Raw genomic sequence first — 18625 nt, forward strand, 5'->3', positions numbered from 1 at the left:
GGTGCAATTCACTTAATAGGACATCAGTTTCTAGAGTTTTTAAATTTAATACAGAGGGCGACCTTATAAGTTTTGACACCTATCCGTTTCTTTGGAGGTAGTCCAGATGCTAAGGAAGCAAAATGGATTGTTGATGTTGTTGTCTACAAAACGTTTGACAACTACAGAATTCCCAATAAATTCAAAGTAAATTGGCAGCTACAGGAAGCCGATTTTAATTGGTTACAGCTTGAGGTAACAGACATAACATGTAATACAAAAAGCATTTATAGATAACAAAAGAGTGTATTATAGTAATTTTTTGTTTCCTGATAAATATCATTTAAAAAAAAAAAGTGTCGTATTACATTTGTTAGGTAACAACGCTCCATTATGAAAACAATTCTCTACGCTACAGACTGTACTAATAACGATGCCTCATCATTAAAATATGCTTATAGATTCAGTTGTATAATGAATGCCAATTTACACGTTCTGCATGTATATAATCTTCCTCCAATTTTATTTTCAACAATAAAACCTTCAGAATTATTAAAACGAAGAATGCGCGAAGAACGTGTAGAGCTTTTAGAAAAATATTGCAAAAAACACCTTAAAAATGAGTTTCATAAAGAACCAATTACTACTCATGCTGTTGAGAATGACTCTGTCTCTGAAACTATTTTGCGCCTTTCAAAACACATTGCGCCAGATTTGGTTATTATAGGAATGAAAGATAGGCATAGTATGAGAGGTTATTTTTCTGGTAATATTGCAAATACACTTCTAGATGTAATAGAGTTGCCTCTGTTAATAGTACCAAATAGTTTAGTTTATGATACCATATCTACGATTATATATGCTACAGATTTTGAAGAGGATGACATTTTATATTTAAAAAAAATCATTGAAATTGCCAAACCTTTTTCTGCCCTAGTAGAAGTTATTCATGTCTACGAATCTGATGAATATCCTGCCAAAAAATATATGCAACAGTTTAAGCATGCACTGCAGCAAGAAGTATCTTATCCAGAAATTGTTTTTAAAACTATAGCTTCAACCAGTGTAAAATCTGGAATATTAAGTGTTTTAAATAATGAGGATGCCGATATGTTGGTTATGCTAGAGCGTAAACACGAGTGGAGTTTTTCTAACATATTTCAGAAGGATTTAGTAAAGGATATAGAAATCTCGTTAAAAATTCCATTGCTGGCATTTAGTAAGCAGCGTAAGAAACTACAAAATGCCAATGCCAAGTGTAAGAACGAAAATGGCATATTAAGCTTTGGTTAAATAAGCATCAAAATCAAGGCTATTTAAATTGTAAATCATTTTTTTAAATGGCCTTAATTTATTTATTTTTTGAATCAGATTTTTGATTTCTTTCTTGTCGTTCTAATTTTCTAAAATAGCTTCGGGTTAAAAAATTGTGTTTTAGAGCTTCCATGTTTTGGTTAAATTTTTCAGTTCCCTCATTTATGTTTTTAATAGATTGCTCAAGGTTTTTTACGAACTCTTTATCATTAGACAAATAATTGAAAGTGCCGTTACCATCCTTTAAATTCAACAGTGCTTCATCTAAATTTTTGATAACCTTTTTTATGTCTTGACTACTTTCGTCCAAGTTTGCAATAATATTTTTTACTTTTTGAGCCTCAATAGAATCATTAAATAAAACACTTGCGACACTCTCATTTAAATCAAAAGAATTAATAAGTGTATGAATATCTTCAATAGTTTTTTTGGTTTCAATACTAGCTGTTTTTAAATTAAAAATAGTTTGCTTTACATTTTTTGCAGTAACCGAATCATTTATCAACATCCCTATAGTGCCCTCCCCGTTGGTAATTGTATTAGTAATATCTAATAGTTTTGCTGTTAGTAATGCTGCATTTTCATTGGTAACGTTTAAGGTATTAAGCATATCATCCGTTCCTATTTTAGTGTAGGACTTTATTATATCACCCTGGGAAACAACCGGTGTATTTCCATTTCCTGGAATAATATTTACAATCATATTTCCTACTAAACCATCGGTTCCAATTGTGGCAATTGCATCCTTTTTAATATGTTTCACCATTTTCTCTTCAATGACCATTTTCACGTTAATGGTAGAATCGTTAAGCATTGTAATTGCTTTTACAGTACCGACATTTATACCAGAATATCTAACATTATTACCTTTTAATAGGCCATTAACATTATTAAAGTTTGTACTAATTGTAAATGTTTTAGCAAACATGTTTTGGCGATTACCTATTAAATAAATAGCAACTACAAATAGTAGCAATCCTGTGATCACAAAAATGCCTAGTTTTAGTTTTTCGTTAGTTGTTTTTTGCATCATTGCTAAATTTTAAATTATTTAAAAAACGCTCTTACCTTTTCATCACTTGATGCCTTTAATTCTTCAAAAGTTCCTTCTGCGTAATTAACACCATCAACTAATAAAATCATCCGCTCAGATACAACGCGTGCACAATCTACATCATGAGTAATAATCAAAGATGATGTTTTGTATTGCTTTTGTATATTGCGCATAAGTTCTATAATTTCTTTTGCGGTTATAGGGTCTAAACCACTTGTGGGTTCATCATATAATATAATTTTTGGCTTTAAAATGAGGGTTCTGGCTAAAGCCACACGCCGTTTCATACCTCCAGAAAGTTCAGATGGCATTAAATCTATAGCATGAACTAATCCAACACTTTCTAGTGCTTCTTTTACAAGTTGGGTTGTATCAGTTATATTGCCAAATTTGTGCTCGTGTCTTCGTAACGGAAACTCTAAATTCTCTCTCACCGTCATAGAATCGTATAAAGCACTTCCTTGAAACAAAAAGCCAATTTCTGTACGCAATTCATCCAGTTCAGTTCGGTTGAGTTCTAATAGATTTTTATCCATAATCTTTATGCTTCCAGAATCTGGTTCCATCAGGCCTACCAAGCATTTTATCATTACCGACTTTCCTGAACCAGATTTCCCCATAATAACAAGGTTTTCACCCTCGTATAGTGTTAAATGAAATCCGTTTAATACATGATTATCACCAAAAGCTTTTTTTAAATCTTTAATTTCCAACATGCGCTTTTTTGAAATTAAAGTTTCCGTTTTTGTTTGTATGTGTTTTGTACTATTCATCTTTTAAATTTCAAAAAATATATCGGTTACAAAAACAGCTATAAAGTCGATTACAAAAAGTAGCATTGAAGAAAAAACAACTGCCGAATTTGCAGCTAAACCCACGCCAACAGTTCCTTTTTTGCAATAATAACCTTTAAAACAGCCCACTAATCCAATAGCAAATCCAAAGAAATACGTTTTAATAGTTGCTGGAATAATATCTCCAAATTCAAGTGAATTAAATACCTTGTTGAAATAAAGTAAAAACGACACATCGCCTTTGGCATTTTCAACTAAATAAGAACCGTAAAGTGCAATGGTATCTCCCAAAATAACCAAAATAGGAAGCATAAGTGTTGCCGCCAATATTCGGGTAACCACCAAATATTTAAAGGGGTTTGTACCTGAAACTTCCATGGCATCAATTTGCTCTGTAACCCTCATAGAACCTAGTTCTGCACCAATACCAGAAGCAATGCGTCCTGCAAAAGTAAGAGCAATAATTACGGGGCCAATTTCTCGTATTATGGAAATACTAACCATAGAGGGCATCCACGATTCTGCACCAAATTCCTCTAATGTTGGTCTGGTCTGTAAAGTTATGACCAAACCAATAATAAATCCCGTAACCCCAACTAATAAAACCGATTTATTACCTATATAGTAGCATTGCCTTAAAAGTTCTTTAAACTCGAAAGGTTTTGAAAAAAGCTCTTTAAAAAACCGACGTGCAAAAAAAGTAAGTTCGCCAATTTCTATAAAGAATGACTTTATTTTATTTGTCCTTACCATAAGCATTGATGCATCTTTAAAGTTATTGCATTCATCATATATATAAAATGATTAAAATCATGTGGACGCTGATGTATATCATTGTATTAGCAATTGGTTTTTTCTAAGTTTATTTTATTTTATTTAATTTAAAGATGAAATTAGGTTTAGTATTGTCTGGAGGCGGCATGCGAGGTGCTGCACATATTGGAGCTATAAAGGCTTTAGAAGAGCACAATTTGCAACCAACACATATAGCTGGAACAAGTGCAGGAGCAATAGTTGGTGCCCTATATGCATATGGCTACAGTTGGGAGCATATTTTAAATTTTTTTAAAAACATTCAGATACTAAATATTAAAAATTATGCCCTTAATAAACCTGGATTTATAGATACCGATAAGTTTTACCCCAATTTTAAAAGCTACATTAAGAATGATGATTTTTCATTTCTTAAAAAACAATTGAGTTTTACAGCAACTAATATTTTAGATGGAAATTTGGTTGTTTTTAATAAAGGAGAATTAATTAAACCTATTTTGGCTTCAGCCGCAATTCCAGGAATATTTGCTCCCATAAAAATTGGAGATTCATACTATGTTGATGGCGGCTCTCTTAACAATTTTCCTGTTGAATTATTACAAACAACATGCGATAAGATTATTGGTGTTTATGTAAATAGTTTTGATGTTATAGAGATTGATGATTTAAAACATTCTTATAACGTTATTGAACGAGCATTTAGGTTGAAATCGGTTCACGAAGATCGAGTAAAATTCAAAGATTGCGATTTGATTATATCTCCAAAGGAACTAAGCAAATACGGCACCTTTGATAAAAAGCATCTTAATGCTATTTTTAATATTGGCTACGCAGCTACTACCAAAGCTTTGGCAGTAAATAACAAACTTTCAACAAAGACTCTCAATGATTAATTTTTATCATTAAAGTTGAGCAATATCATTGTATGAATAACTACGGTTAAATACATTCATGGAAAATTAAGGATATGATATTTTTTATAAGTATCGCTTTAGTTTCACTCCTAATTTTTGGTGTGTTATTCGTACCAGTTACAGGCTGTATCGATACAATTTCAAACCAATATTACATAAGAATTCATGGATTGGCAAAAGCGAATTTAGAAGGACATAAGACCGAAATAGTTAGAATACGGTTGGTAGTTTTATTTTTTCAGTTTTATCTATATCCTTTAAGAAAAAGGAGAGTAAAACAAGAAGAAGCTAAAAAAAGCAAGGGTAAATTGAAGTTGAAAAAGCGGATGTCTTTTAAAAAAATGTTCAGAATAATTAGAACATTCAAAATAACACGTTTTTTGTTAGATATAGATACTGATGATACCATTTTAAACGCCAAATTATATCCATTATTCAGTTTATTGAAGTATAACGGTGCTAATTGTAATATTAATTTTCAAGGACGAAACCAATTGGTTCTATACGTTAGAAATAGGCCAATTCATATTATAAAATCAATTATTAACTTTTAAAAATAATATTATGGACTTACATTTTGAAGAATTAATAGGTCAGATTACTGACTTCATTAAAACAGAAGCCAAAACAGAAACTGTTGTTGGAGAACAATTTGAACTAGGACAATTTAAATGCGTACCCGTAATTAAAGTAGGTATGGGATTTGGATCTGGTGGAGGAGAAGGTGTTGAAACTAAGTCTAAAGCTAGAAAAGGTCAAGGTGCTGGAGCAGGAGCGGGTATAGGTATTGAACCAATAGGGTTCTTAGTAACGAAAAATGATGAAATCTCATTTATTGAAGCAGGAAAAGCGCATGGACTTGCTGCAGCTTTCGAAAAAGTACCTGACATGATTGAGAAAATTGTAGAAAAAAAATCTAAGGAAGAAATTGTCAACTAAAACAAATTTAGCAGATTAAAAAAAGCCTTAAAACAAAAATTTTAAGGCTTTTTTGATTTTTATCAGAAAAACAGGTTACTATTCGCCAATTCCAAGCTGTCTAAATGCTTCTTGTTGTTGTTCTTGATAAGCTTCCCAACCACCAGCAGAAATTATTTGGAAAATAGATGCGCCTAAAGCAATAACTCCTAAAACCAATCCAATAATTGCTATGATTTTAGCTGTTTTTACCTGCCCAAAATTACTATATAATTCAGGGTTCTCTTTATATAAATTGGTGTCCTTGTTTACTAAATATAAAGCAATGCCAGAAAAGAGTAATCCTCCAATACCCATGCTGCAGCAACATGCTATGTAAGAAATAATTCCAAGAATTAAGGCAATAGTTGCATTAGGTAATTTTTGTTGTTCCATAATGTGTGTGTATTAAGTTAAATTTTTAAAAGCAAAGCTTCCTATGATAAGGGCAACGTTAAGAATTGCCAATGTTATAATGATTTTATTTGAAAATTTAAACGGCTTGAAAGCATTAATACCAACAATTAGAAAAAGAAGTATAAGCGTGTAAATTGCAGGATACATTTTTAAAGCCGCAATAAACTCGCCATGCAGCAATAAAGAAAAACTGCGCTGTAAACCACAACCCATGCACTCCACACCTAATAACTTTTTGTTTAAACAGGGTAGCATGAATTTTTCAAGATCGTTTATTAATAGCACTTTAATATTATTTTGTGCTAAATATAATGAAAATGAATAAAAATAGAAGGTGCAGCCAGTTAAGAAATTACAAATTAATTACCAGATATTATCATCTTTTTATGAACTACTTGGTTATTTTGTAATTTTAATGATAGAATGTAAACCCCTGAATTTAATAGCTTGGAACTAATAATATTCTTTCTTTTGTTAGAAAATAAACTATTTGTTAAAACTCGCTTTCCAGTGATATCATAAACTATTACTTGTTGAATTTGGAAACGCTGCGGATTAATAATTTCTATTTCCGAAGTTGTCGTGTTTTCAAAAAATTTAAAATCAGAAATACTTATGATGTCTTTGCTTAAAGTACTTTGTTTACTAAAAGAAATTTCAAATCTTTCATTATGTATACCTTCTCCTAAAACGATGCTAAATGTATTGTTTTTTATGTTCGTGTAGCTACCGCTAAGTTTATCATGAAGATAAATAGGTATATTTTCTGGTATTGCTGTCAAATTATATACCGAAATATCAAAAGGCGTATTGTCTTTGTTTGCTTTTAAGCCTAAAGCTATTTTTACATCTTCATTGTATTTTATAGATTTTAATACTAATTCTTTGTCTTCTGAAAGCAAATATGCATCCCTAGTTAAACCACCTTCATAATTTCTACCATCAAAAAACCTATTGTAGGTGTTATTATTGGGCGTGCCATTTCTAAAAGCTATAACACTTTCTCTATAAAAGGTATTATCAATTTTAGTATGAATTCTTATCTCGGGAATAACTATTGGATTGTTAATTATATTTAGATAATCAATGCCGTTGTGGGACATGGCTATGACTTCCTGCTTTTCATTTTCTTCACTTTTACCTTTCGTTTGGTTTTTTGCAAAAACAGAACCATTACCGCCAGTTGTAGAATCTTCGGCAAAATATAATCGCATGGCATTAGTAAACACCGCAGTACCACCTCCGGGTGCGCCGCCATTATCTATGCTACTTACTATAAAGCCTTGGCCTATTGCAGCATATCGTCTCGCATTGTTTGTTGTAAAATCTTGGGTATTACCTGTTGTAGTGCCATTTACACTACCATCTAAATTGTAGTTTTCAAAAGGCGCTGTAACGTAAGACCCATTATCAGCTAGATTTGTAGGATCCCCAGGAACATAAACGCTATAGCCACCTTCATAGTCTGCCAAGTTGTGGGAATTAATGTTTTTTTGCTCCCAGAAGAATGCTTCACCATTAAGAATATTTCTATTATTTGTACCCGTAAACGAAGTAGAACCAAAACCGTCGGTTAAAAATAATTTTAAATCTAAAGCGGAAGGATAAGGGTTACCGGTAAGCGTTTCTACTTGGGTTGTGGGTCCAGAACTTGGATCTGCATCAACCCCCGTAAATGTGCAATCTATTGAAATATCTCCAGTATTAGGTCGCCCTCTTAGGTCTAAAACATTATTAGCATTTGGGCTACCTTTTAAAGTAAAACCGTATCCTGAAGGAATGTTTCCTGTATTACCTTGAAAACTCCAACCATTATAACCGCCTGCAGATATTAAGGTGTAAATCCATTGTCTAGACAATCGAGTTGCAGTACCATTATAAGATCCCGTATATGCATAGTTTGTAGAGTTTATATTGGTTAAATCGGTATGATCCAACGGGTCGTGAATAGTTGTTCCATCAAAATCCACATTAGCATTGGTAGTGCCATCTATACTTACGCCAACAGGGGAACACCAGAAATTATACTCATAAATTCCTGTGGTTTGATTTTGATATATTGAAAGTTCACCTGCATCAGAATTTTTAATATCAGTATTTTGAATGAGTTGCGCATCGCCTCTCATGTATATAGTTGATGTTGGCGTCTCTAACCTAATATCATCATTTACAAAAAGCACTACGTCTCTTGCATAAAGATAAGCATCGTTATCTACATATAAATCTTGGGCAAAACCAAAACTTAAAATAAATACAGAAATAACAAAAAGAAGATATCTTCTAATGTTTTTTGAAAAACCAAGTGGTTTTAACGTGAGAAAAATCATTTAATTATAGCAATTTACAGCGCTAATATATAAAAAAATATCTTTATAACTGGTTTTTTGAGCATTTCGTCGATTTTTTATATAATATAATAAGATTAGGTTTTTTTAGAGGTCTGAATATTTTCATATAAATTTGTGACTTATCAGATACGTTATGAAATACTTCAATTATTCGCTTATTCTTCTAGGGGCTATAGTAGCCATGTATGCTAAAGCGGGTGAGCAACAAAACCAGTTACTCTTAATTTCCGGTATTATAATATTAATGGTTGGGGTTTACAGGATATCAAGAACAATTCCGAGTAAAAGAGATAATAATCAGGATGAAGAAAACAGATAAGATAATATGACACTTAAGATTGGTGATAGCGTTTCTGTTTTAGATGAGGATTTATCCGGTGTTATCAAAACGCTTGATGATCATGCGGTAACCATAGAAACTAAAGATGGATTTTTATTGAATTTTGATAAAAGCGAATTGATTTTAAATCAAAATTCTATAATAGACCATGCTGTTGAACGTTCTCAAATTCATGAGGTAATTGCTGAGAAAGAAACCAGAAAGCGAAAGCCGTCTGTAAAAGTGAAACCTAAAGAGCGTGCTCAAGCCGCTATGGAGGTAGATTTACATATTCACCATTTGGTGACATCTTCTCGAGGTATGACTAATTTTGAGATACTGAATTTACAAATGCAAACTGCAAAACGCCAATTGGAATTTGCAATGAAAAAACGCATACAGCGCGTAGTTTTTATTCATGGCGTAGGCGAAGGGGTACTAAAGGAAGAATTAAAAACACTTTTTAGGCGTTATGATAACCTAAAATTCTACGATGCAAATTATCAAAAATATGGTTTAGGTGCTACTGAAGTCTATATTTTTCAGAATAGCTAATTAAGGGAAGTCGGGTGTTATTTTTCTGTCGTCACTTAAACCTGAAACTCCAGTTAATGTCCCAAAATTAAACTCTTGCTGTGAAACAAAACTTATACTTATTTCTGAAACTATTAACCTTACTCTTAAGGATTTAGAAATAGTATGTTCTCTATATTTAGTAGCAGGTGTAGTTATTGCTACATTAGGATTAAGATAATCTGCACCAACATCACTATTGGTTATATCGTTTACCGGTCTTTGGTCTTGGGTATCATTTTCCTCATCTCTTGTTAAAACATCATCGCCGTCATCATCATCGTCTAAATAATCAGGTGTACCATCTCCATCTGTATCTTGGGCATCCGATAGGTCGCCATTGCCATCAGGATCTGGTTTTTCAGTTGTAGTTAATACGTTGTCACCATCATCATCCTGATCAATAAAATTTGGCAATCCATCATTGTCAGTATCAAACCCATCTTCAATCATGCCATTGCTATCACCAATATTAGCATCGTTAGGGGCATCGTCTAAATAATTTAACACACCGTCATTGTCATCATCCGCAATTGGGTTAATACCGTTGGTACTTTCTAATTCGGCAGGAATCCCGTCATTATCATCCTCAGTAAAAACCCTGATAATAGTAGCAGTAGTAGAATCATCACTTTCATCTTTATCAATGTTTAAATCAGCAGGTGGGATATCTTTACAAAATATACCTTCTGTTGGAAAGTCTGCTCTATTATAAGTCCTATAGGTAAAGGTGGCGTTAGCCTTTGGGATAACTAAAGAGTCATTTTCTGGTTCATCCTCAAAAATATCTTTTAGGGTAAAATTTTCAATTAAAACAGAAACCGTTTCAGAAGGGTCTTCCTTTGTTTTATAAAAAAGCAAGTTTTCTGATCCACAAGCTTCAAATTCATCATCAAAATCGAACTCAAAATCGATTACATCTCCATCACTACATGCAAAAACAACAAGAAGGCCACATGACAAAAACAAAAGAAAGCGATTCCTCATAGAATTTTATTTTAAGCAAAAATAAAAGAATTGACTTTATAACGCGGCGATTTAGTAATAATTTTATTTAGAGTATTTTTGTTGGAAATTTAACAAAAATGCAACAGGTGTATTTTGATAATGCAGCTACCACACAACTGCGAGAAGATGTTGTTACAGCGATTACTGAAACTTTAAAAAATAACTATGGAAATGCCTCATCTTCATATAGTTTAGGTAGATTGTCTAAATCTTTAATTGAGAATTCTAGAAAAACTATTGCAAAAATTTTAAATACCTCAGCAAGCGAAATAATTTTTACTTCTGGAGGCACAGAGGCCGATAATTTGGTGCTGTATAGCACGGTAAAGGACCTTGGCGTAAAACATATTATCTCAACTAAAATAGAACACCATGCTGTCTTACATACCATAAACGATTTGAAGCTTACCCATAAAATACGCGTTAGTTTTTTAAATTTGGACAAGTTTGGCAGGATTAATTTGGAAGAATTAGAACAGTTGCTAATTGATAGCCCAAAAGCTCTTGTGAGCTTAATGCTGGTAAATAATGAAATAGGTAATATTTTAGATATTAAGGCTATTGGAGAAATGTGTAAAAAATATAATGCGCTATTTCATTCTGATGCAGTTCAGGCAGTCGGCCATTACACGTTAGACCTGCAGGATATAAACATTGACTTTTTAGCTGCAAGCGCCCATAAATTCCATGGACCTAAAGGTGTAGGTTTTGCATTCATTAGAAAAAATACAGGAATAAAACCTTTAATTCTCGGTGGAGAGCAGGAGAGAGGCTTACGCGCAGGAACGGAAAGCGTGCATAATATTGTAGGTTTAGAAAAAGCGATGCTGTTGGCTTATGAGAATTTAGAAAAAGAGACAGTGTATATTAAGTCCTTGAAGTCGTATTTTATTTCTAAACTTAGAAAAGAGATACCGAACGTGGGTTTCAATGGGCTTTCAGAAGATATGGAACAAAGCACCTATACGCTGGTTAATGTGCGTTTACCCATTCCTGCAAATAAATCAGCAATGTTTTTATTTCAACTAGATTTAAAAGGTATAGCCTGTTCTAAGGGTAGCGCTTGTCAAAGCGGAAGCAACCAAAAGTCTCATGTATTAAGTGAAATTTTAAATGATGACGATTTAGAGAAACCTTCGGTGAGGTTTTCGTTTAGTGCATTTAACACCAAAGCAGAAATCGATTATGTTATTGAGGTTTTGAAAAGCCTGATTTAAAGGTTCTGTCCTTTTTTTATATCAAGTAGAATTAGCTTAATCTCCTCTAAAAGTAGTTCTGTTTTATTGATAGTGCTTGTTTCTGAAGTCTCAGGTTTAGATTGCAATAATTCTCTTTGTTCCAATACTTTAGATTTGAAATTATGGGAATCGACAATGCCAATAAGCTTCATGTCACTTCCTTTAGGATTACTATTTCCGGCAGTTTCAATTTTTAGAATCCTTAAATCTAAATATTTCAAAATAGGGTTCTCAATAAAAGTTAAATCCTGAATATTCTCTAACGGAATCGTTTTTTCAACTCTAAAAAACACACCTTTCTTAAACTCTAGGTGTTTTGTGGTAAGTTGGCACTCCAAACTCTCATAATATCTTTTTCCAACATACCGACCTAACCCTAATAACCAAATGATTAATATAGGTATACCAATAAAAGAAATTAACAGGAAGAAAGAAACCACCAAGACGACATAGGTTTTGATGTTTCTATTAAATGTTGCTTGTTGTATAATTTCTATTTTGGCTGCCATATATGTTTAATCCTGAAATTCTCGTTTTATGGTATAGGTATTGGTCTGGTTATCCTTATTCTTAAACGTAATTTCTAATACGTCTGAAGACTTAAAAGGTGATTTCTTAGAAATCATGTCACATATATTAGTAGTTGTTAAATCAATATCGTTTATGCCTAGAATTTCGTCGCCGTAGCTTATTTTATCCTTTAGTTCTTCATCCCAAACTACACCTACAATTAGTTTATTGTTTTCTAGAACAGGGGTAAAGCCTAATAATTTTTCCTTTAAATCATTGGTTTCATTAAAACCATTAAAATAAAATCTTTTCTTTTTAAAATCTAGGGTTACTACGCCGTATTTTAAGATGTCGGAACCGATTCTTGAATGGTCATCGTCTGTGGTGAACGTCGAAACATTCTTAAAAAGACTACTGTTAATTAAAATCTCAGGAATTTTTAATCTATATTTCGTATTAGTTTCAGACGCTCCGAAAAGCCCCATGCCCGAAACACCTTCGTTACTTAACACTGATGCTGCCACTTTGTGTTTATTAAATAAATCTAACCTTCGTTTACTCATATCGTAAAACCCGCTGGCTCCAGTATCAAATAATAGTTTTTCAGTAACTGTAACGTCTCCCTTAAGCTTAATTTCAATATATGGGCTACCTTGAGCGTTTACAATAAACAACTTCGTAGGTGCTTCATCTCCTAATCTTAAGTTTTTAAGTGAATTTGTAAGTACTAATTCCTTTGTTTCGGGATTTATTTGAACAATTGATTTTTGAAGTAAATTGCTTCCTATGATGCCATCTATTTCAAAACAATCAAATAGTATATTTTCAGATTTGTCAAACACCAAAGCACTTGTATTACTAAATGTTATATCTCCAACTGTAATTTCTTTAAGCGTAATTAAATTCATTTTTTGCTTTCTATCATTAGAATCTGATATTGTCAAAGCTCTTCCAGAAGAATATTTCACAACACTCAACAAGCTTGTTGATATTACATTTGGTGCACCTGTATCAAACAAAAATTGATAGGTACTGTCTTTAATTGTTACAGGTATGATGATTTTATCATTTACATTTTTATACGTTATGCTTGTGAAGTATTTTTTGGTATTAGTATCGCCGGTTTTAAACTTTGTTTTTTGCGCAAACCCTGCTGATATGCACAGAAAAAACAGACAGAATTTAAATAGGCTTTTGTTCATATCTAAAACTTCATTGTGGTTCTAACATTAAAAACTCGCGGTGTTAAAAAGTTGGGAATGGAATATTGACGCTTACTGTACACATCGCGCACCCAAGTATTAGTAATAGAGTTTTGAACATCAAAAATATTGAAAATCTCAAAACCGAAAGCCAATTCTTTAAAAGGCTTTTTCCAACCGCTTTTGAATTGCTTGTCTTGATCTACTAGAACAAATTGAAACCCAACATCGGCACGTTTATAATCAGGCAATCTTAATTGAAAATCATAAGGGTTGGCATAACTAGGTGAGCCCCCAGGCAATCCAGTGTTATAAACCAAATTTAAATATACCCGCATGTTTGGAATATTTGGCACATAATCTTGAAATAATGCTGCAAATTTTAAACGCTGATCGGTTGGTCTTGAAATATAACCCTGATTATCAATATTTTCTTCGGTCTTTAAATACCCAAAACTAAACCATGATTCTGTTCCAGGAACAAACTCACCATTTAACCGCATATCTAAGCCATAGGCGTAAGCTTTGGCATTGTTTCTAGCGCGATACCTAATGCGCACATTCTCTAAAGTATAAGGATTTACATTTGTAAGATTTTTATAATATACTTCTGAAGTCAATTTAAAAGGTCTGTCCCACATTTTAAAACTATAATCATTTCCTAAAACCAAATGAACCGATTTTTGGGCTTTCACATTTGGTCTTACTGTGCCTGTAGAATCTCTTAACTCGCGATAGAAAGGTGGTTGATAATACAAACCCGCTGCTGCTCTAAACAACATATCTTTCTTCCAGTTGGGTTTTATCGCAAATTGTCCTCTTGGGCTAAACACGGTTTGGTTTGATGAAGTGACACCTTCACCTTTAACCCCCCAGTTATGGGCTCGTATTCCTGCATTATACCAAACATCACTTTCGCCTAGAGTAGAGCGTTTGCTCCATTGTACGTAAGCTTGTAAGCGGTTAATCTGCGTATTATTTCTTGCTCTAACATTGGTAAAGAGCGTTATGGGGCCTTCATAAGCAATATAGGGTTGCTCGTTTCTGGGAATGGTTCTTGGCGGTCTTATGGAAAACCCTGCAGAGTCAATAACCTCCCATTCTACAAGGCGATCGCGTATGTCTTCGTGTGTATATTTAACAGACCACTCAAATCTATTATCATTAATCTTTAAATCACCTTTGGTTTGAATAGTAGAAATCAAGGCGTCCAAATCGTTCCTACCATGATTTAGTTGACTGCCTATCCCTTCACTAAATTCTACTTCACCTAAATTTTCATCACCAATATTCCCATTTACTTCGCCTAAATTATACTGTGCCAAAATATCAAAGTACTCTTCTTCTGTGGTATGGTAGGTTGATGCCGTAAGATTTAACGTTAAATCTTCATTAGCGAAATACGTGCCCTGAAATGCACCAAAATACGTTTGGTATTCTGTTTTTTCCTGTCCTTCGTAAAATACAATAAGCGCCACAGGATCAGCAAGTGTTCCAAAGTTCGTTTGCCTTGTAAGAGGCTCGTAATCATATTTATTTAGTGAAGCATTTCCTAAAAAGCTTAAATGAAATTTATTTGTTAATTTATAGGTAAAATACCCTTGTAAGTCAGCAAAAACAGGACGGAAGTTAGTTTGTGTTTGTTTGGCATCAACAAATAAATTATTATTTCTGTATCTCGCACCAACAATACTGGTGAATTTAGAGTCTTTATTAATATTTTCAACAGAGACAGCTGCCCCCAAAAGACTTAAATCGGCATTTACCTCAAACTGATAAGGCGTTTTGTATGTTATATCCAGTACTGAAGACAACTTATCCCCATACTTAGCCTGAAAACCACCGGCCGAAAAATCTACATTCTGTACCAAATCACTATTTACAAAACTCAACCCTTCTTGCTGGCCAGAACGCACCAAAAAAGGACGATACACTTCAATACCGTTAATGTAAACCAAGTTTTCATCGTAATTCCCGCCCCTTACCGAATACTGTGTGCTTAGTTCATTATTATTACTAACACCAGGCAATGTAAGTAGTAAATTCTCCACACCAGCGTTTGCGCCAGGTATTTTTCTTATGGTTTCTGGTTGTAACGTTATAATGCCTTCAACTTCTTTTCGTCGGTCTCCAGAAATTACAACTGCCGCAATTTGTTGTATTGTCTCACTTAAAACTGGATTAAACTCTTTAATTACTCCATTTTTCAAATTAAAAGTAACCACTACTTTTTTATGTGAAATATGAGTAAATTCAATGGTTACATCTTGATTGGCAGGAATATTTAAGGAGTAAAATCCGTTTTCGTTAGTTGTAGTGCCTATAGTATCGGCCTTAACTGACACATTTTGAAGCGGTAAATTGTTCTCATCAAGAATAACCCCTTTTATGGTAGCTTCTTGAGCAAAACCAATTAGGAATGAAAAAAACAAAAGTAATGTGGCTAGTTTATAATGCGTTTTCAAAGGTGTTTTAGTTTATTTTCTATAAAATGTAGTTTCAAAAGTAGAACTATTTCCAACATTATCCGTAACAATCAGCTTCAAATTATTTTTAGTATCAGTGATAACACCATCATTAAAATCATGAGTAAGAGTTTTGGTTTTATAATCATAAGCCATTAAAATCCATTTTCCATTTACCATAGCCCTATAATTTGAAATACCAGAGATTTTATCGTCTATTTTAATTTTTAAGTAGCGGTATTTACTTAACCATTGCCCTCTTTTAAAATTGATAGGAGTGATGGTAGGTTTTTCATCATCAGAGGCCAAAGTGAATGTTCCCAAAGTTTTAGTTAAGGTTGTTAATGTGTCTCCTTCGCGCTTTGTAAACGAATAATACGGTGTTTTCTTGTACCCGGATAACCTTGCGATAAACAATTTGCTTTTATCTTCAGGTTTGTATTTACTGATGTCGTATGCAATTTTAACGCTCTTCTTTAGCGGTATAACATCTTTATGAAGTGTTAAGGTATCTGCCTTTACATTAAAATCCATATAAAAGTCTTCATAGAATGTATCCGAAAAAATATCCACGTTTATACCTTTTTCTTTTAAAGTTGTGCTTTTGTCGGCATAAATATAATATGGTGTTTCGGTTTTTGATTGCGCTTTAAAGCTCTTACTTATTTCACCTTTAATAGATAGTGTCACCCATGTTGTATTGTTTTCAAAATCGCTAACTTTTATTTTATATACTGAATAAGTGCTATCTTCTATAGTTAGAGCACCTTCTTTATAAACGTCTTTATAAATACTCAAAGGGTTGTTAATCCTAAATAATTTTTGAATACGTTGTTTACTGGTTTTAAAGTGGTTATAATCTATTAATTGATTAATATGTTTAGTCTCATCAAATGAAAACCTTTTAAAGTCTAATTCGAAATTCTTACTACCATTTACAAAAGTTTGGATGTTATAAACGCCATTTTTATTTGCCGCTAAATCTTGTCTGTCCCAAGTGGTAATTCCGAAACCTATATTTCCAAATGCTTTAATATTTTCAACGGTATAATCGCCGTTTTTTAGAGGAATCAATCTTAAGTCTTGTTTTTTGTTAGAATTATTAACGTATGAGTTTTCATCTAGTGGATACACGTAAATGGATGTTATGGTAGGTAATTTAGAATCCTTAATATCTATACCAAAAAGCATAGGGTTTATGGGGCGTTCTGCATTATCACGAATTTCAAAATGTAAATGTGGGCCACCTGACCCCCCGGAGTTACCACTGTAGGCCACTAAATCTCCCTTTTTAATTAATAACTCCTCGGGATTTGGAAAAGTTTCCACCTCATAAGATTCTTTTTTGTACTGCAATGTTTTAATGTAACTTTCAATTTCTGGGGCGAACCTATTTAAATGCGCATAAACGGTCGTGTAACCATTTGGATGCGTTATATATAGCGCTTTTCCGTAGCCATAATGCGAAATTTTTATTCTGCTTACATAACCATCAGCTGCTGCTTTTACTTTTAGTCCAATACGCTGTTGGGTTTTTATGTCCATTCCTGAATGAAAATGATTAGAACGTAATTCGGCAAAAGTACCCGAAAGCACAAGAGGAATATCGAGCGGACTGGAAAAATAATCCTGCGGATATATGTTTTGAGCGTTTAACGAAACTGAGAAAAATAGTAAAAGGGCAAGAAGTATTCTCATAGTGATGTATTGGGCTAAAATATTAATTTGTCATCAATCGGCAAAGAACGAAACAAAAATCACGCCATGGGCATGTAACATATAGGTTTTAATGGATAATAATGCAAAAAACGTTAAAGGAATAAGAAACTGCTTTGGCCGGCACACAAGCGTTAGCAATTGAATGACCGTTTGAAATCCCCGACTCGGGTGGAATTCTGCAGTGAAATATTTATATTCATGAATTCACCGGTATAAAGTAGAAATCAATGAGTAAAGGTCGCCTCATCTGCACTGAGCCTGTCGAAGTGTTGTAGGGAGCCCCATAAATAAAGGCCACAAGCGTGTTAAAAAAAATTATGAAAAAACAATTGCTATTTAGCCTTAGGTATGTTAACTTTGTTTACGAAGTATTGATTTTTGTAAATGAGTAATATTGAAGGAATTGTCGATTCTTTAGAATATAAAATTAGTAAGGTGCTGCTTAGGGTAGATCATCTAAAACAAGCTAATTTGAAATTAACTGAAGATTTAGCCAAGGCAAGACAACAAATTCAATCCCAAGAACGTTTAAATAAGGATTGGGAGGAGAAATATGAAGCTCTAAAAATTGCGAATTCAATGCTTGGTAGTGACGATAATAAAAGAGAAACTAAGCTTAAAATAAATGCATTAATTAGAGATATTGACCATTGTATAGCGCAATTATCAGATTAATGTAATGTAGAATCAATGTCAGAAAAGCTTAAAATAAAGCTATCAATAGCAAATAGAGTATATCCATTAACTATTGATGCAAAGCAGGAAGAAGGGTTGCGAAAGGCAGCGAAGAATATTGAGACAATGATTAAACAGTTTGAGCAAAGTTATTCCGTTAGAGATAAACAAGATGTGCTCGCCATGTGCGCTTTACAATTTGCATCTCAAGTGGAACAAAAAACTATAGATAAAGAAGTGCGAAATGAGGTTGTTGAGGAAAAGCTTGATGCTATCAACAAAATGTTAGAAGCTCATTTAAGTGCTTAACGTTCTTTAAAATAAAAAGTAGAAGTTACTACCTACATCGGTTATTTTTTTTGATA

General features: G+C 33.1%; 21 protein-coding genes. 10 read left to right on the forward strand and 11 right to left on the reverse strand.

The annotated features are described in order from the left end of the window. Positions 1-72: 72 nt before the first annotated feature. Together BMY39_RS07060 and BMY39_RS07065 are read left to right on the forward strand one after the other, a co-directional pair. Complete coding sequence (locus tag BMY39_RS07060; protein WP_092577992.1) at positions 73-276, forward strand: DUF6920 family protein; 204 nt, start codon at positions 73-75, stop codon at positions 274-276. A gap of 96 nt (positions 277-372) precedes the next feature. Then, positions 373-1272, forward strand: a complete 900-nt coding sequence (locus BMY39_RS07065) for a universal stress protein (protein WP_092577997.1) — start codon at positions 373-375, stop codon at positions 1270-1272. A gap of 58 nt (positions 1273-1330) precedes the next feature. On the opposite strand, the gene BMY39_RS07070 is transcribed toward BMY39_RS07065, so the two are convergent. Genes BMY39_RS07070 through BMY39_RS07080 form a run of 3 tightly spaced genes read right to left on the reverse strand, consistent with a single transcriptional unit; the run spans position 1331 to position 3894 of the window. Further along, on the reverse strand, positions 1331-2326 hold the full coding sequence (locus BMY39_RS07070; RefSeq protein ID WP_317039330.1) for an MlaD family protein: 996 nt from the start codon (positions 2324-2326) through the stop codon (positions 1331-1333). A 14-nt stretch (positions 2327-2340) separates the two neighbouring features. After that, entirely contained in the window at positions 2341-3063 is a 723-nt protein-coding gene (locus BMY39_RS07075) for an ABC transporter ATP-binding protein (protein WP_177176583.1), read from the reverse strand. 60 nt (positions 3064-3123) lie between these two features. Further along, a complete protein-coding gene (locus tag BMY39_RS07080; RefSeq protein WP_092578001.1) occupies positions 3124-3894 on the reverse strand; it encodes an MlaE family ABC transporter permease in 771 nt (256 codons plus the stop codon). Between the two features lie 134 nt (positions 3895-4028). Here BMY39_RS07080 and BMY39_RS07085 point away from each other — a divergent pair, with 134 nt between their 5' ends. The 3 genes from BMY39_RS07085 (at position 4029) to BMY39_RS07095 (ending at position 5768) form a co-directional block, all read left to right on the forward strand. Beyond that, positions 4029-4808, forward strand: coding sequence for a patatin-like phospholipase family protein (locus BMY39_RS07085; protein ID WP_092578003.1), 780 nt, complete (start codon positions 4029-4031; stop codon positions 4806-4808). A 74-nt stretch (positions 4809-4882) separates the two neighbouring features. Beyond that, positions 4883-5383 (forward strand): hypothetical protein, encoded by a 501-nt coding sequence (locus BMY39_RS07090; protein ID WP_092578005.1) that lies wholly within the window; start codon positions 4883-4885, stop codon positions 5381-5383. A 10-nt stretch (positions 5384-5393) separates the two neighbouring features. Beyond that, complete coding sequence (locus tag BMY39_RS07095) at positions 5394-5768, forward strand: GerW family sporulation protein (protein ID WP_092578007.1); 375 nt, start codon at positions 5394-5396, stop codon at positions 5766-5768. Between the two features lie 78 nt (positions 5769-5846). Here BMY39_RS07095 and BMY39_RS07100 read toward each other — a convergent pair whose 3' ends face one another. The 3 genes from BMY39_RS07100 to BMY39_RS07110 form a co-directional block, all read right to left on the reverse strand. Next, positions 5847-6182 (reverse strand): CCC motif membrane protein, encoded by a 336-nt coding sequence (locus tag BMY39_RS07100; RefSeq protein WP_092578009.1) that lies wholly within the window; start codon positions 6180-6182, stop codon positions 5847-5849. Between the two features lie 12 nt (positions 6183-6194). After that, a complete protein-coding gene (locus BMY39_RS07105; protein ID WP_092579142.1) occupies positions 6195-6458 on the reverse strand; it encodes a DUF2752 domain-containing protein in 264 nt (87 codons plus the stop codon). Positions 6459-6562: 104 nt separating this feature from the next. Continuing rightward, positions 6563-8530, reverse strand: a complete 1968-nt coding sequence (locus BMY39_RS07110; protein WP_092578011.1) for a T9SS type A sorting domain-containing protein — start codon at positions 8528-8530, stop codon at positions 6563-6565. 154 nt (positions 8531-8684) lie between these two features. On the opposite strand from BMY39_RS07110, the gene BMY39_RS07115 reads away from it, so the two are divergent. Together BMY39_RS07115 and BMY39_RS07120 are read left to right on the forward strand one after the other, a co-directional pair. Beyond that, a complete protein-coding gene (locus BMY39_RS07115; protein ID WP_092578013.1) occupies positions 8685-8870 on the forward strand; it encodes a hypothetical protein in 186 nt (61 codons plus the stop codon). A gap of 6 nt (positions 8871-8876) precedes the next feature. Beyond that, positions 8877-9425 (forward strand): Smr/MutS family protein, encoded by a 549-nt coding sequence (locus BMY39_RS07120; RefSeq protein WP_092578015.1) that lies wholly within the window; start codon positions 8877-8879, stop codon positions 9423-9425. Here the strand turns inward: BMY39_RS07120 and BMY39_RS07125 are convergent, their stop codons facing one another. Next, the gene (locus tag BMY39_RS07125) at positions 9426-10430 is read right to left on the reverse strand and encodes a hypothetical protein (RefSeq protein ID WP_092578018.1); all 1005 of its coding nucleotides are present in this window, start codon (positions 10428-10430) and stop codon (positions 9426-9428) included. Positions 10431-10528: 98 nt separating this feature from the next. Between BMY39_RS07125 and BMY39_RS07130 the strand changes: the two genes are divergently transcribed. Beyond that, positions 10529-11668, forward strand: coding sequence for a cysteine desulfurase family protein (locus BMY39_RS07130; protein WP_092578023.1), 1140 nt, complete (start codon positions 10529-10531; stop codon positions 11666-11668). Here the strand turns inward: BMY39_RS07130 and BMY39_RS07135 are convergent. The 4 genes from BMY39_RS07135 to BMY39_RS07150 are packed head-to-tail and all read right to left on the reverse strand — an operon-like array spanning position 11665 to position 17564. Further along, positions 11665-12198 (reverse strand): PH domain-containing protein, encoded by a 534-nt coding sequence (locus tag BMY39_RS07135; RefSeq protein WP_092578027.1) that lies wholly within the window; start codon positions 12196-12198, stop codon positions 11665-11667. The genes BMY39_RS07130 and BMY39_RS07135 overlap by 4 nt on opposite strands. A gap of 6 nt (positions 12199-12204) precedes the next feature. Then, positions 12205-13401: a retropepsin-like aspartic protease gene (locus tag BMY39_RS07140; protein ID WP_092578029.1), complete on the reverse strand. Its 1197-nt coding sequence runs from the start codon at positions 13399-13401 to the stop codon at positions 12205-12207. Positions 13402-13403: 2 nt separating this feature from the next. After that, a complete protein-coding gene (locus tag BMY39_RS07145) occupies positions 13404-15866 on the reverse strand; it encodes a TonB-dependent receptor (protein WP_092578032.1) in 2463 nt (820 codons plus the stop codon). A gap of 12 nt (positions 15867-15878) precedes the next feature. Beyond that, complete coding sequence (locus BMY39_RS07150) at positions 15879-17564, reverse strand: M23 family metallopeptidase (RefSeq protein ID WP_092578034.1); 1686 nt, start codon at positions 17562-17564, stop codon at positions 15879-15881. A 405-nt stretch (positions 17565-17969) separates the two neighbouring features. On the opposite strand from BMY39_RS07150, the gene BMY39_RS07155 reads away from it, so the two are divergent. Further along, positions 17970-18260: a hypothetical protein gene (locus tag BMY39_RS07155; RefSeq protein ID WP_092578036.1), complete on the forward strand. Its 291-nt coding sequence runs from the start codon at positions 17970-17972 to the stop codon at positions 18258-18260. A gap of 15 nt (positions 18261-18275) precedes the next feature. Beyond that, on the forward strand, positions 18276-18569 hold the full coding sequence (locus BMY39_RS07160) for a cell division protein ZapA (protein ID WP_092578046.1): 294 nt from the start codon (positions 18276-18278) through the stop codon (positions 18567-18569). Positions 18570-18625: the final 56 nt, after the last annotated feature.

It is taken from the genome of Hyunsoonleella jejuensis, assembly GCF_900111025.1.
Lineage (GTDB): Bacteria > Bacteroidota > Bacteroidia > Flavobacteriales > Flavobacteriaceae > Jejuia > Jejuia jejuensis.